The organism is Amphritea opalescens (assembly GCF_003957515.1).
GTDB classification, from domain to species: Bacteria; Pseudomonadota; Gammaproteobacteria; order Pseudomonadales; family Balneatricaceae; genus Amphritea; species Amphritea opalescens.
In genome coordinates, this window is sequence record NZ_RQXW01000018.1 from 16,133 (window position 1) to 29,134 (window position 13,002).

At 51.2% G+C, this 13,002-nt stretch carries 11 protein-coding genes; 4 read left to right on the forward strand and 7 right to left on the reverse strand.

Annotated features, from left to right (window positions below):
• Positions 1-3: 3 nt before the first annotated feature.
• On the forward strand, positions 4-711 hold the full coding sequence (locus EH243_RS15750; protein ID WP_126159627.1) for a 3'-5' exonuclease: 708 nt from the start codon (positions 4-6) through the stop codon (positions 709-711).
• 120 nt (positions 712-831) lie between these two features.
• Here the strand turns inward: EH243_RS15750 and fdhA are convergent, their stop codons facing one another.
• Complete coding sequence (gene fdhA, locus EH243_RS15755; protein WP_126159628.1) at positions 832-2,031, reverse strand: formaldehyde dehydrogenase, glutathione-independent; 1,200 nt, start codon at positions 2,029-2,031, stop codon at positions 832-834.
• Positions 2,032-2,534: 503 nt separating this feature from the next.
• Here fdhA and gbdR point away from each other — a divergent pair.
• Positions 2,535-3,653, forward strand: a complete 1,119-nt coding sequence (gene gbdR / locus EH243_RS15760; RefSeq protein WP_126159629.1) for a choline metabolism transcriptional regulator GbdR — start codon at positions 2,535-2,537, stop codon at positions 3,651-3,653.
• A 225-nt stretch (positions 3,654-3,878) separates the two neighbouring features.
• Complete coding sequence (locus tag EH243_RS15765) at positions 3,879-4,178, forward strand: hypothetical protein (RefSeq protein ID WP_126159630.1); 300 nt, start codon at positions 3,879-3,881, stop codon at positions 4,176-4,178.
• Between the two features lie 30 nt (positions 4,179-4,208).
• Here the strand turns inward: EH243_RS15765 and EH243_RS15770 are convergent, their stop codons facing one another.
• The 5 genes from EH243_RS15770 to EH243_RS15790 are packed head-to-tail and all read right to left on the reverse strand — an operon-like array spanning position 4,209 to position 10,311.
• A complete protein-coding gene (locus EH243_RS15770) occupies positions 4,209-4,430 on the reverse strand; it encodes a formate dehydrogenase subunit delta (RefSeq protein WP_126159631.1) in 222 nt (73 codons plus the stop codon).
• Between the two features lie 5 nt (positions 4,431-4,435).
• Positions 4,436-5,356: a formate dehydrogenase accessory sulfurtransferase FdhD gene (gene fdhD / locus EH243_RS15775; RefSeq protein ID WP_126159632.1), complete on the reverse strand. Its 921-nt coding sequence runs from the start codon at positions 5,354-5,356 to the stop codon at positions 4,436-4,438.
• Between the two features lies 1 nt (position 5,357).
• Positions 5,358-8,246 carry a formate dehydrogenase subunit alpha gene (gene fdhF, locus EH243_RS15780; RefSeq protein ID WP_126159633.1) on the reverse strand — a complete coding sequence of 963 codons (2,889 nt, stop codon included), beginning with the start codon at positions 8,244-8,246 and terminating at the stop codon, positions 5,358-5,360.
• Positions 8,243-9,820 (reverse strand): formate dehydrogenase beta subunit, encoded by a 1,578-nt coding sequence (locus EH243_RS15785; RefSeq protein WP_126159634.1) that lies wholly within the window; start codon positions 9,818-9,820, stop codon positions 8,243-8,245. The genes fdhF and EH243_RS15785 overlap by 4 nt, the downstream gene beginning before the upstream one ends.
• On the reverse strand, positions 9,820-10,311 hold the full coding sequence (locus EH243_RS15790) for a formate dehydrogenase subunit gamma (protein WP_126159635.1): 492 nt from the start codon (positions 10,309-10,311) through the stop codon (positions 9,820-9,822). The genes EH243_RS15785 and EH243_RS15790 overlap by 1 nt, the downstream gene beginning before the upstream one ends.
• Positions 10,312-10,448: 137 nt before the next feature.
• Here EH243_RS15790 and EH243_RS15795 point away from each other — a divergent pair, with 137 nt between their 5' ends.
• Positions 10,449-11,522, forward strand: a complete 1,074-nt coding sequence (locus EH243_RS15795) for a substrate-binding domain-containing protein (protein ID WP_126159636.1) — start codon at positions 10,449-10,451, stop codon at positions 11,520-11,522.
• A gap of 192 nt (positions 11,523-11,714) precedes the next feature.
• On the opposite strand, the gene EH243_RS15800 is transcribed toward EH243_RS15795, so the two are convergent.
• Positions 11,715-12,845, reverse strand: a complete 1,131-nt coding sequence (locus EH243_RS15800; protein WP_126159637.1) for an aminomethyl transferase family protein — start codon at positions 12,843-12,845, stop codon at positions 11,715-11,717.
• Positions 12,846-13,002: the final 157 nt, after the last annotated feature.

Below are 13,002 nucleotides of genomic sequence, written 5' to 3' on the forward strand. Positions count from 1 at the left end.
TTTATGCTAGGGAGTCATGCCGTTAACTGGCCGGCGTTGTTTCAGCAGAGGGCTGAACAGGCAAGCGATGAGCGGTTGAAACGTTTCTATCAGCAGGGCGTGGTTGCCGGCGATACCGCTTTAGCCGATGTACCTTTAGTCGCGTTGGACTTTGAAACCACCGGATTGAATGCCAATAAGGATGAGATTATCAGTATTGGTCTGGTCCCTTTCGATTTGCAGCGGATACGGTTGTGTGACAGTCGTTACTGGTTACTGAAACCGAATCAGGGGTTAACCGAAACCTCGGTGCCTTTTCATGGGATTACCCATTCACAGCTATCGGCGGCACCCGATCTTAATCTGATTTTAGAATCAGTCTTAGATGCCATTGCCGGTAAAATTGTGGTGGTACATTACCGTAATATCGAACGGGAATTTCTCAATAGTGCGATTAAAAAACGCTTAGGGGAGGGGATCATTTTCCCGATGATCGATACGATGGAGTTAGAAGCGATGTTGTATCGCCGAGGTATGCTGAATCGCTTGAAACGGCTGATCGGTTGGCGGCTTGAATCGATTCGTTTAGGGGATAGTCGCTTGCGTTATCATCTTCCCCACTATGGTCAGCACCATGCGCTAACCGACGCGATTGCCACGGCTGAACTGCTGCAGGCGCAGGTGCTTCATCGTTATAGTAAGGTGACACACCTGAGTGAGCTGTGGACCTGATGAGTGATCGGCGGGCTGAGTGATCACAGACTGGGTCTGTAGGGAGCTGAGTGGTATACAACGAAAAACCACCCATACGCGGGTGGTTTTTTTAGTTTACTGACATCATAACCGCGGTTATTAGGCGGCAACGCTTCCGTGAGGGTCGATCACAAATTTCTTCGCGGCCCCACCATCAAAGTCGGCATAACCATCAGGTGCTTGATCGAGTGAGATCATCTGTACATTGACCGCATTCGCAATATCCACTTTATCAAACAGAATAGCCTGCATCAGTGGGCGATGGTATTTCATCACAGGGCACTGGCCGGTATGGAATGAATGGGATTTTGCCCAGCCTAAACCAAAGCGCATACTGAGAGCACCCTGTTTGGCTGCATCGTCAATCGCACCTGGATCTTCGGTGACATAGAGGCCTGGAATACCGATCGCACCGCCGGCGCGGGTCATCTGCATCGCCGAGTTAAGTACGGTCGCTGGCGCTTCTGCACCATGGTTGCAGCCACAGGCGTGGGCTTCAAAGCCAACACAGTCGACAAAGGCATCAACTTCTCGCTCGCCGAGAATCACTTCCAGTTTATCGGCCATATCGCCTTCTTCACGAAGGTCGAGGGTCTCACAGCCAAAACTGCGTGCTTGTTGTAGTCGTTCATCGATCATATCGCCGACGATGACACAGGCGGCACCGAGGAGCTGAGCCGAGACCGCAGCGGCTAGTCCAACTGGGCCAGCACCGGCAATATAGACGGTAGAGCCTGGGCCAACACCTGCGGTAACACAGCCATGAAAGCCGGTGGGGAAAATATCGGATAGCAGCGTTAGATCGCGGATTTTCTCCATCGCCTGATCAGAATCGGGGAACTTCAGTAGATTAAAGTCAGCATAAGGCACCATGACATACTCTGCCTGACCGCCGACCCAGCCGCCCATATCCACATAACCATAAGCCGCACCAGGACGGGCAGGGTTAACGTTTAGGCAGATACCGGTATTGCCCTCTTTACAGTTACGGCAGCGGCCACAGGCGATATTGAAAGGTACTGACACGATATCGCCGGGTTTAAGAAACTCCACATCGTTGCCGCACTCGATAATTTGTCCGGTGATCTCATGGCCCAGCACTAAACCGGGTTCGGCGGTCGTTCTACCGCGTACCATATGCTGATCGGAACCACAGATATTGGTGGTGAGTACCCGAAGGATAACACCGTGATTGCACTTGCGTTTACCCAGTGACAGTTCGGGGAATGCGATCTCCTCGATGGCGACTTCGCCCGCTCCTTTATAAACAACACCACGATTGGCATGATTGCTACACATGGTCATACTCCTATTATTTTTGTATTGGCCCCCAGTAATGGGTGTTAAATCATAGTATTAGACTGTCTCAATCAAAGGCTGACTGCTACCGCGCAAGAGTTGATCAGGAGCGACATTATCAACAGCCTTTTCTTGGTGCATGAGGATAAAATAATGGCTGAAAGAGCCACCTCATGGGGCATTGAGAGGAGATGTCGTATTGCGGTGATGGGCGCGTCGCTGAGAGATAAATAAAAATAGCATAAAGTCGTTTTTAGATATTCTTCGTTTGATCTAAATCAAATAGTATGGAATCCAGTTCATCGACAAGCGATAAAGCTGATGTCGAGATAATAATTCAAAAAAAAACGATAAAACGGGCCGCAGAATTAACATCATGTTGTTCTCTCTGGCTCCCTTTTAATGTCCAAAAAAACAAAAAATAACGTGAGTAATTAGCACTGGTGCGACGCTGCTTAGCTCTTTGCATTTAGTAATGATTACGCGTTTATAGGGGCACTATCATGATTTCATCAACTGCATTCGATCCTATTTCTGATTATCAAAAAGTGACCCGCGTGGGCTTTTTGATGCTGGATAATTTCACCATGATTGCGGTGGCTTCAGCGATTGAACCGCTGAGAATGGCTAACCAGTTGTCCGGCCATGAACTCTATAGCTGGCATATGATTTCGGAGAATGGCGGGCCGGTCAGTGCCAGTGATGGTTTAAGTTTTGCGCCAGATTTTTCGGTTGCGGATATGCCGGAACTGGATCTGTTGATTGTGTGTGGTGGTGTGGATATCACCCGTAGTTTTACGCAGAAGCAGGTGAGTTGGTTACAGTTGATGAGCCGTCGAGGTGTCACTCTGGGTGGTATCTGCACCGGCGCTTATCTGCTAGCTCATGCGGGTTTACTAGATGGCTATGATTGCAGCACGCATTGGGAATGTATGGCTTCCTTACAGGAGCATTACCCTAAGGTTAACTGCAATAATCGTCTTTTTAGTATCGATCGTAACCGTATGACCTCTTCCGGCGGCATCTCACCGATGGATATGTTGTTGCATATGGTGTCGTTGCAGCATGGGCCGAAGCTGTCGATGGCGGTGTCCGATATGTTTATCTGTGACCGTATTCGTAGCGAGTTTGATCAGCAACGGGTGCCTCTGCGTCAGTTGCACAATGGTGGTGACAGCAAACCAAAACTGGTTGATGTCATTGAGTTGATGGAAAATAACCTAGAAGAACCGATCGGCCTTGATGAGCTGGCGGCCTTTGTGAGTGTTTCCCGTCGACAGTTGGAGCGGATGTTCCTGAAATATCTTAATTGCTCCCCGTCACGTTTCTATCTCAAGCTGCGCCTCGATCGAGCAAGACAGCTGTTAAAGCAATCGAGTATGCCGATTGTTGAAATATCCACCGCTTGCGGCTTTGTCTCAACGCCCCATTTTAGTCGTTGTTATCGTAAACATATCGGTATCTCGCCTAGAGATGAGCGTAAAGGGACCTTACCGATGACCTCGCAGCAGGAAACCACCGAAGAGCAGCCTAATGATGGCTTCTTCGCCAGCATGAAGCGCTCGGTCGCAGTGCTTCATTCGGCTCAGGCCGAACCGAGTTTTGGCTCAGTAGCCATTTAGCAAAGTGCATGGTGTGACCTGTAGGGTGCGGTGAGCTTGCGAACCGCACCGGTATTGGCGTGAAGGTGTGGGGAGGTTATGGTGGAATATCGATACCGATGGTGCGGTTCGTTCCTCACCGGCACCCTACGCATCCGTGGTTATTGGTAGGGTGCGGTGAGCTTGCGAACCGCACCACCAATACCAGAAACTTCGGCTGTTACCATGTAAGAATCAATGCCATAAATGGTGCGGTTCATTCTTCACCACACACTACGCATCGGTGGTTATTGGTGTGGCGAGCTTGCGAACCGCACCGATATTGGCGTGAAGGGGTGGGAAGGTTATGGTGGAATATCGATACTGATGGTGCGGTTCGTTCCTCACCAGCACCCTACGCATCTATGGTTATTGGTAGGGTGCGATGAGCTTGCGAACCGCACCGGTATTGGCGTGAAGGTGTGGGAAGGTTATGGTGGAATATTGATACGATGGTGCGGTTCGTTCCTCACCGCACCCTACGCATTGACGGTTATTTGGGGTTGATTGACTTGCGAACCGCACCGGATGCTGCGGTTAATGTTTCAGCAACGCCACTGCTTGTTTCGCAATAGGCAGTAATTCACTGCCATCCTGTTCGAGATATTCCCTAATCTGTACCTTCATGGAACGGGCCCAGAATTTGGTCATATGATCAGCCACCATTTCGGCCTCGGCGATGTCATCGCCAATATGGGTATTATTGGCAGCGATCTGGTTTGCCATTCGGATAAGACTGGTGAGTTGATGATTTCCCATGTTTATTATTCCTTTGAATCATCGAAAGATTGAGTTGAGCCGGTCGTGACCGATTGGTTGTAAATAACGTGCCGGCCTGGGCGGGCAAAACCGATTAAGTTAAGCCCCGCTTGTTGGGCGAGTTGCAGTGCTAAACCGGTTGGTGCCGAGACCGCCACTAAGGTGCTGACACCTCGGCTGGCGGCTTTATGCACCATTTCATAGCTGGCACGGCTGGATACCAGCACAAAACCTTCGCTGAGGTCAGTATTGCTCTGCTGTAGTGCGCCGAGCAGTTTATCCAACGCATTATGGCGGCCAACATCTTCCCTTAATAGTTGAATATTGCCTTGAAGATCACACCAGGCTGCGCCGTGGCAAGCACCGGTAATGGTTTGCAAGGGCTGGTTCGCTTTGAGTTGCGTGAGTGCTTGTTCGACCGCCGTCGGTGACGCAATAGGCAGGCAGGGCACCCGTTTAACGGGGCGAATCGCCTGTTGCAGCGATTCAGTACCGCACAAACCACAACCGGTACGACCAGTGAGGTTGCGGCGGCGCTGTTTAAGCTGCATCGAACGTTGCGTGGTGATCGACAACTGAACCTCGATGCCTGCAGCTAAATTGTCAGTGTCGGCCATTACCAGTTCCAACCCATAGACCTCACCGGCTGTTTTGATAATGCCTTCACTGAGGCTGAAGCCTAGGGCAAAGTCCTCGAGATCACAGGGGCTTGCCATCATCACGGCATGGGATATGCCGTTATAGACCATGGCCACCGGAATTTCGTCGGCGATTTGATCCAAGGCGTCTAGCTGTTGATCCGCTTGCCAGCGACTCACCACCGACTGCGTATAACAGTCATCCAAGGACAGCGTTAGGCTGTCCTCAGGGCAGTTTTTCGAGTTCGGTTTCGAGCTCGGGTTTGGTATCGAGTGTTTCAACGCCATCTCACTTGCCGGCCACGGGTTCAGAGCGTTTATCCCCTCGAGCGGAGTGCAGGTGCCCAATCTGTTCCTGATGGAACTCATGGTAACGCTGTTGCCATTCAGAAGGCTCGTTAACTTTGATCACCTGTATCGCCGTCACTTTGTACTCGGGACAGTTAGTCGCCCAGTCAGAGTTATCGGTGGTGACTACGTTCGCCCCACTATGAGGATGGTGGAAGGTGGTATAAACCACGCCCGGCTGCATGCGGTCAGAGACTTTAGCCAACATCACGGTTTCGCCGGAACGGCTGGTGATACCGACCCAGTCGTTATCTTTAATGCCACGATCTTCCGCATCTTGAGGGTGCAGCTCTAACACATCGTCATCATGCCAAACCTGGTTCTCGGTGCGGCGTGTTTGTGCACCAACATTATATTGCGACAGGGTACGCCCGGTGGTTAGCAACAGTGGGTATTTACGGGTCGAGCGCTCTTCGGTTGCGACATATTCGGTAATGGAAAAATGCCCCTTCCCAATGGGGAAACTATCCAAATGCATGATCGGCGTACCGTTGGGGGTATCGTCGTTACAAGGCCATTGCAGGCTGCCCATCTCTTCCAACTTTTCATAGCTAACATTGCTAAAGGTCGGAGTGAGCAGGGCAATCTCATCCATGATTTCGGATGGGTGGTTGTAGTTCATCGGATAACCCAAGGCATTGGACAGCGCCTGAGTGACTTCCCAATCCTGTTTGCCCGCCAAGGGTGGCATCACTTTGCGGACGCGGTTGATACGGCGTTCGGCATTGGTGAAGGTGCCATCTTTCTCGAGGAAAGAGGAGCCTGGCAGGAAGACGTGGGCAAATTTTGCGGTTTCGTTGAGGAAAATATCCTGCACGATCAAGCATTCCAATGCGCGCATCGCTGCGTGAACATGGTTGGTGTTGGGGTCTGACTGGGCGATATCTTCGCCTTGGCAGTACATCCCTTTATAGGTGCCATCCATCGCGGCATCAAACATATTAGGAATACGTAGACCCGGCTCATTATCGAGCTTAACGCCCCATACCGCCTCAAAACGTGCCCGGACCGCATCGTCGGATACGTGTTGATAACCGGGCAGTTCGTGGGGGAAAGAACCCATGTCGCAGGAACCCTGCACATTGTTTTGTCCGCGCAGTGGGTTTACGCCCACACCCTCACGGCCGATATTGCCGGTCGCTAGCGCGAGGTTGGCGATACCCATGACCATGCTTGAACCTTGGCTGTGCTCGGTAACGCCTAGACCATAATAAATGGCCGCATTTTTGGCATTGGCATAGATGCGCGCAGCGCTGCGTAGCTCGGCGGCAGGAATGCCGGTAATCGCTTCGGTGTTTTCCGGTGAGTGACGCTCTTCAGTAATAAAGTGGCGCCACGCATTAAAGGCCTCGGTTTGACAGCGTTTCGCGATAAAATCATGGTCCTCTAAGCCTTCGCTCATGATGACATGGGCCATGGCGTTAACAAAGGCCACGTTACTTCCCGGACGCAGTGTCAGGTGATGATGGGTTTCAACATGGGGTGTTTTTACCAGATCGATACGGCGTGGATCGGCAACGATCAGCTTGGCTCCCTGACGTAAGCGTTTCTTCAGTAGTGAACCAAACACCGGGTGGGCATCGGTCGGGTTGGCACCGATCACCATGATGGCATCGGCATGCATCACGGAATCAAAGGTTTGAGTACCGGCCGATTCACCGAGGGTGGCTTTCAGACCGTAACCGGTTGGCGAGTGGCAAACCCGCGCACAGGTATCGGTGTTGTTATTGCCGAAGGCGGCCCGGATCAGCTTTTGTACTAAGTAGGTTTCTTCATTGGTACAGCGGGATGAGGTAATACCACCGATACTGTCGCGGCCATATTTCTCTTGGATACCGCGCAGCTTAGTGGCGGCAAAGTTCAGCGCTTCATCCCAGCTCACTTCCTGCCATGGCTCATCGATAGAATCACGGATCATCGGTTTGGTGATGCGATCCTCATGGGTGGCATAACCAAAGGCAAAGCGGCCTTTGACGCAGGAGTGACCATGGTTTGCTTGGCCGCCTTTATAAGGCACCATGCGAATCACTTCAGCGCCTTTCATCTCGGCTTTAAACTGACAGCCAACACCACAGTAAGCACAGGTCGTGACGACACTGTGCTCCGGTTGACCCACCTCAATCACTGATTTTTCCATCAAGGTCGAGGTAGGGCAGGCCTGTACACAGGCACCACAGGAGACACATTCGGAATCGAGGAAGTCTTGATTCTGTCCCGGCGATACTTTGGAATCAAAACCACGACCATCGATAGTCAGTGCGAAGGTACCCTGTACTTCACCGCAGGCACGTACACAGCGGGAGCACACAATACATTTGCTCGGGTCGAAGCTGAAATAGGGGTTGGAATGATCTTTTTCGGCCTGCAGGTGGTTTTCACCACTAAAGCCATAACGGACTTCACGCAGGCCCACTTCACCGGCGACATCTTGCAGTTCGCAGTTACCATTGGCAGGACAGGTCAGACAGTCCAGCGGATGATCGGAGATATAAAGCTCCATAATATTGCGGCGTAGCTTACCCAAACGTTTATTCTGGGTGGTGACCTTCATGCCGGCTTCAGCAGGGGTGGTGCATGACGCTGGGGTGCCGCGACGGCCTTCAATCTCAACGGCGCAGATACGACAAGAACCAAACGCCTCTAAGTTATCGGTGGCGCAGAGTTTCGGGATATTGATATCCGCTTCAGCCGCAGCGCGCATGACCGAAGTCCCTTCGGCAACCGTGATCGACTTACCGTCGATCTCTAGGGTGATCAGGTTTTCGGAAACATGGGCAGGGGTGCCATAATCTTTGTTGTAATCGACTTTGGGATCAAAAATCTGAATCATGACTGTGCCCCATTGGTTTGTGCAGGTTGGTTGAAGTCTTCCGGAAAGTGCTTAACGGCGCTCTGTACAGGGAACGGCGTCATACCGCCCATGGCGCACAATGAACCATAGATCATGGTCTCGCACAGATCTTCGAGCAGCTCCATATTGGCTTCACGGTCTTCATCGTTACGAATACGGTCGATCACTTCAACGCCACGGGTAGAGCCGATACGGCAAGGGGTGCATTTACCACAGGATTCCGCGACGCAGAACTCCATGGAAAAGCGCGCTTGGGCCGACATATCCACGGTGTCATCGAATACCACGATACCGCCGTGTCCCAAAGCGGCACCGACCGCTTGAAAGGATTCATAATCCATTGGCGTGTCCCACTGGCTTTCCGGTAGGTAGGCGCATAAAGGACCGCCCACTTGCACCGCCCGCATCGGACGGCCAGTAAAGGTGCCGCCACCATACTCCTCTAATAACTCACGCAGGGTGACACCAAAGGCTAGCTCTATAAGCCCACCCCGTTTGATATTACCCGCCAGTTGGAAAGGCAGGGTGCCGAGTGAACGCCCCATCCCATAATCCGCATACGCCTGACCGCCTTTCGATAGGATATAAGGCACCGCCGCCAGAGATAGTACGTTATTAACAATGGTCGGCTGACCAAATAGGCCAACAATTGCAGGAAGTGGTGGTTTGGCTCGCACCATACCGCGTTTACCTTCGAGGCTTTCGAGCAGAGAGGTCTCTTCGCCACAGATATAGGCTTTAGCACCGAGGCGTACTTCAAGATGGAAGGCTTTGCCGCTATCGAGAATATTATCACCTAGGAATCCCGCCGCTTCTGCTTTGTCTATCGCTTCGTTCAAAATCTGATGGGCGACCGGATATTCTGAGCGCAGATAGATGTAACCCTGATCTGCACCAACGGCAAGACCTGCGATGGTCATGCCTTCGATCAGCATATAGGGGTCGGCTTCCATGACCATACGGTCAGCAAAAGTGCCGGAGTCACCCTCATCGGCATTACAGACGATATATTTTTGCTGTTTAGGCGAGACCGCATCCAAGACTGTTTGCCACTTGATGCCGGTCGGGAAAGCAGCGCCGCCACGGCCTCGCAAGCCAGAGGCCTTGACCTCATCGACAATCGCTTGACCATCCATCTGCAGTGCTTTCTTCAAACCATTAAAGCCATCGAGCTGCTGGTAATCATCCAACGACACCGGATCGGTAATCCCGGCACGGGCGAAGGTGAGACGCTGTTGCTTTTGCAGATAGGGAATCGCTTCGGTGAGTCCCTGACAGAGTGGGTGTGATGTCTCGCCTTGCAATAGACCTTGATCAAACAGGCTATCGATCGCTTGGCTATCAACCGGTCCATAGGCGATGCGGCCTGCTGGGGTTTCGACCTCAATTAAGGGTTCAAGCCAGAACATACCGCGGGAGCCATTACGAATAATCTCAACCGTCTCACCGCGTTTGTCGGCCTCTGCGGCGATCTCGCGGGCCAGACGATCGGCACCCATCGCCAACGCGGTGGTATCCCGCGGAATAAAGAGTCTAGTGACTGCAGTGCTCATCAGTGTACCTCCAGCGTTTGTGAACGCAGCCCATCAACTAGCTGATCAAATTTTTCGGGGGTCACTCGGCCAACGATCTCATCGTCAATCCGCACTGAAGGGGAGCAAGCGCAGTTGCCGAGGCAGTAGACCTCTTCGAGGGTGATGTTGTTATCGCTCGTGGTGCCGTGGTAATCCACCCCTAAGCTCGCTTTGGCGTGGGCTTCGAGTTGTCGTGCCCCCATCGCCTGACAGGCTTCAGCGCGGCATACTTCGACGGTATGTTTACCCGGGGCGGTGCTGCGAAATTGATGGTAAAAACTGATTACGCCGTGAATATCCGCACGGGATTGGTTCAGTGATTCGGCAATCAGGGGTACTGATTCGGGTGGGATATAACCGAGGCGGTTTTGGATCTCATGAAGGATCGGCAGTAACGCGCCAGGTTTATGTTTCAGATCGGCAATGACATCGCTCACTACCGGTAATAACTGCTCTTTGGCTGCGGTCATTTTATTATTCTCGTATAACATATGAAGTAGAGTTCATATATTGCTGTCTGGTGTCTGAAAAGCTTTATTTATGTGCTTTATAGTAACGTTTAAAGTAGCATTAGTTGCTCCTCTACGAAATATGAAATATTGTGCATATGAAGCGAATTCAGGTTGTCCCTAGCTGGTCATTCCGCGATTCTGGTGGTAACCAGTTGAATCCCCAGTTATTTTCATTGTTGGGTGCCATACATGAAACCGGTAAGCTCACCGAAGCCACTAAAAAAATAGGCATCTCCTATCGGCATGGCTGGAATCTACTGAATACCTGGGCGGCCTTTTTTGGGCTGCCGCTGGTGGATATGCAAAAAGGTAAGGGGGCAACGTTGTCGGCCTTAGGGGAAAAATTGCTCTGGGCTGAACAGCGGGTATTGGCGCGGTTGGAACCACAGTTAGATAGCCTAGCGTCCGAGCTTAATTTAGAAATCCATCGAGCTCTCGAAGGGGTCAATCCGCTACTACGGTTACATGCCAGTTATGGTTATGCGGTGGCTTTATTACCAGATTTTAGCAGTGATATTCAGTTGGACCTTCAATATAAAAGTGCAGAAGACACCTTAGCGTCGCTGAATAGGGGTGTCTGTGATGTCGCAGGTTTTCATGTGCCTGCTAACGGCCGTGCTGGTGGTATGAGTGACGTCCTTTACGAAACCTATAGCCGTCACCTGAAACCGCGGGTGCATAAAATTGTTAAATTTATCACTCGCCAGCAGGGGCTAATGGTCAAGCCTGGTAACCCTGAACAGATTGCAGGGCTGAAGGATCTGGTGCGTAACGACGTTAAGTTTATCAACCGTCAGAAAGACTCTGGCACTCGGGCATTACTGGATGAGTTATTAATCCGCGAGGGGGTAAACAGCAAACGGATCAACGGTTTTGCCGATGAAGAGTTCACCCATTCAGCGGTGGCGGCTTTTGTTGGTGCGGGGATGGCGGATGTCGGCATGGGCGTGAAGGCCGCGGCGAGTCAGTTTGGACTCGATTTTATACCGTTATCTTCTGAGTATTATCTGTTTGTCTGCCACCATAAAACCCTTAAGCAGGAAGCGATGCAGCGGTTGTTAGCCAGTATCCGTAGCGAAAGTTTTCAGGCTGCGGTGCAGCAGTTGCCCGGTTATTCACCGGATGATTGCGGTGAGATCGTCTCGATCGATTCAGTTTTTACAGGGTAAATACTATTGTTGGGTGCCAGTATCCCCCGTATTATTCGTAACAATATCTGTGCCGTTCGCGGGCTCACCACACCCTACAGAAGTCGATTCGGGTGTGGTGAAGAATGAACCGCACCGTGGGTGTCGCGTATCATGCCATCACTAGGGGGCCAACTCTTATCGTCGCGAGAGGTGGCCCCTAGAGTTCATGACTCAACCCTTAGCGGTACGTTTTTTCTTATCGGGATCGTCAAAGGGTAATGAATGAGCAATCGCCGAAACACTCAAGCTGCCTTTCACTTCCAGCGGTGCACCTTGCACGGCATAATCGGGATCAAAGCGTACCAGCGCCATCGATTTTTGGGTCAAGCGAGAATACATGGCGCAGGTGATGATACCGACTTGCTTGCCGTCGGCCCATAAGGTGTCACCTTCCTGTGCGGCTTGATCACCTTCTAGCAGGGCCCCAAAAATCTTGAAGCGTTCTTTGTCTTTCAATCTAAAGTGCTCATTGGCGCCGCGGAAGTCGGTTTTGTCTTTAGAGACGGTAAAGTCTAAGCCAAGCTCCCACAGGGTATCGCCTGCAGCTTCATCGGCAAAAGGATACATCTCTGAATTATCATAAGGATAAAACAGCAGATAACTCTCAACACGCAGCATATCGAGGGCGGTAAAGGCGCAAGGAATGATGCCTTGTGGTGCACCCAGTTCAAGAATGGTGTCCCAGATAGTTGGTGCATCGGCCGCTTTACAGAAAATCTCATAGCCTCTTTCGCCGGTATAACCGGTGCGGGAGATCATCACCGGTAGACCAAATAGACGGGTCTGCATATGGTGGAAATAAGGTAGTTCACGTATGCCTGGAACATGTTCCGCTAGAAAATCGACGGCGATAGGGCCTTGCAGCGATAGATCATGTAGATCGTCATCAAACAGCACGGTCGCTTGACGGCCTTGTGAAGCGCGAACCAGCATTTCATAACCGTTACCTGCACCAAACACCACCATGAAAGCATTTGGACCGGTACGGTAGATGACGCAATCATCCACAAACTTGCCGGATTCATTCAGAATCGTGGCATAGACAGATTTGCCGGGATACAGTTTGGTGATATCACGGGTGCAAACATACTCCAGTAGGCTTTCGGCATGGGGGCCAACGAAGTGTACTTTTTTTAAGCCTGATACATCCATCAAGCCCGCTTTGGTGCGGATCGCTTCATGAGCTAGCGATAAATCGCTATCGTAACTCCAAGCTGTACCCATACCGTTCCAATCTTCTAATTTTGAACCGAGTGCACGATGCCTCTCAGCAAGTGCAGAATGTCGCCACGAATTTGCCATGTTGCGTTCCCTTTTATCTGTGTATAAAAAAACTACTAGGAAATAATATTTCCTCTCAGGAATAGCAATTAATATGCCAGCCCCTCAAAACGTCGTGCCAATCTCTAGAAAAATGACGTTATTCGCGGTCGCTGTTGAGAGTGTAAGAAGGGCTTAG

Coding starts and splice junctions, on each gene's coding strand:
- EH243_RS15750 (WP_126159627.1), top strand. CDS start 4: ATGCTAGGGAGTCATGCCGTTAACTGGCCGGCGTTGTTTCAGCAGAGG.
- fdhA (WP_126159628.1), bottom strand. CDS start 2,031: ATGTGTAGCAATCATGCCAATCGTGGTGTTGTTTATAAAGGAGCGGGC.
- gbdR (WP_126159629.1), top strand. CDS start 2,535: ATGATTTCATCAACTGCATTCGATCCTATTTCTGATTATCAAAAAGTG.
- EH243_RS15765 (WP_126159630.1), top strand. CDS start 3,879: ATGGTGCGGTTCATTCTTCACCACACACTACGCATCGGTGGTTATTGG.
- EH243_RS15770 (WP_126159631.1), bottom strand. CDS start 4,430: ATGGGAAATCATCAACTCACCAGTCTTATCCGAATGGCAAACCAGATC.
- fdhD (WP_126159632.1), bottom strand. CDS start 5,356: ATGGCGTTGAAACACTCGATACCAAACCCGAGCTCGAAACCGAACTCG.
- fdhF (WP_126159633.1), bottom strand. CDS start 8,246: ATGATTCAGATTTTTGATCCCAAAGTCGATTACAACAAAGATTATGGC.
- EH243_RS15785 (WP_126159634.1), bottom strand. CDS start 9,820: ATGAGCACTGCAGTCACTAGACTCTTTATTCCGCGGGATACCACCGCG.
- EH243_RS15790 (WP_126159635.1), bottom strand. CDS start 10,311: ATGACCGCAGCCAAAGAGCAGTTATTACCGGTAGTGAGCGATGTCATT.
- EH243_RS15795 (WP_126159636.1), top strand. CDS start 10,449: ATGAAGCGAATTCAGGTTGTCCCTAGCTGGTCATTCCGCGATTCTGGT.
- EH243_RS15800 (WP_126159637.1), bottom strand. CDS start 12,845: ATGGCAAATTCGTGGCGACATTCTGCACTTGCTGAGAGGCATCGTGCA.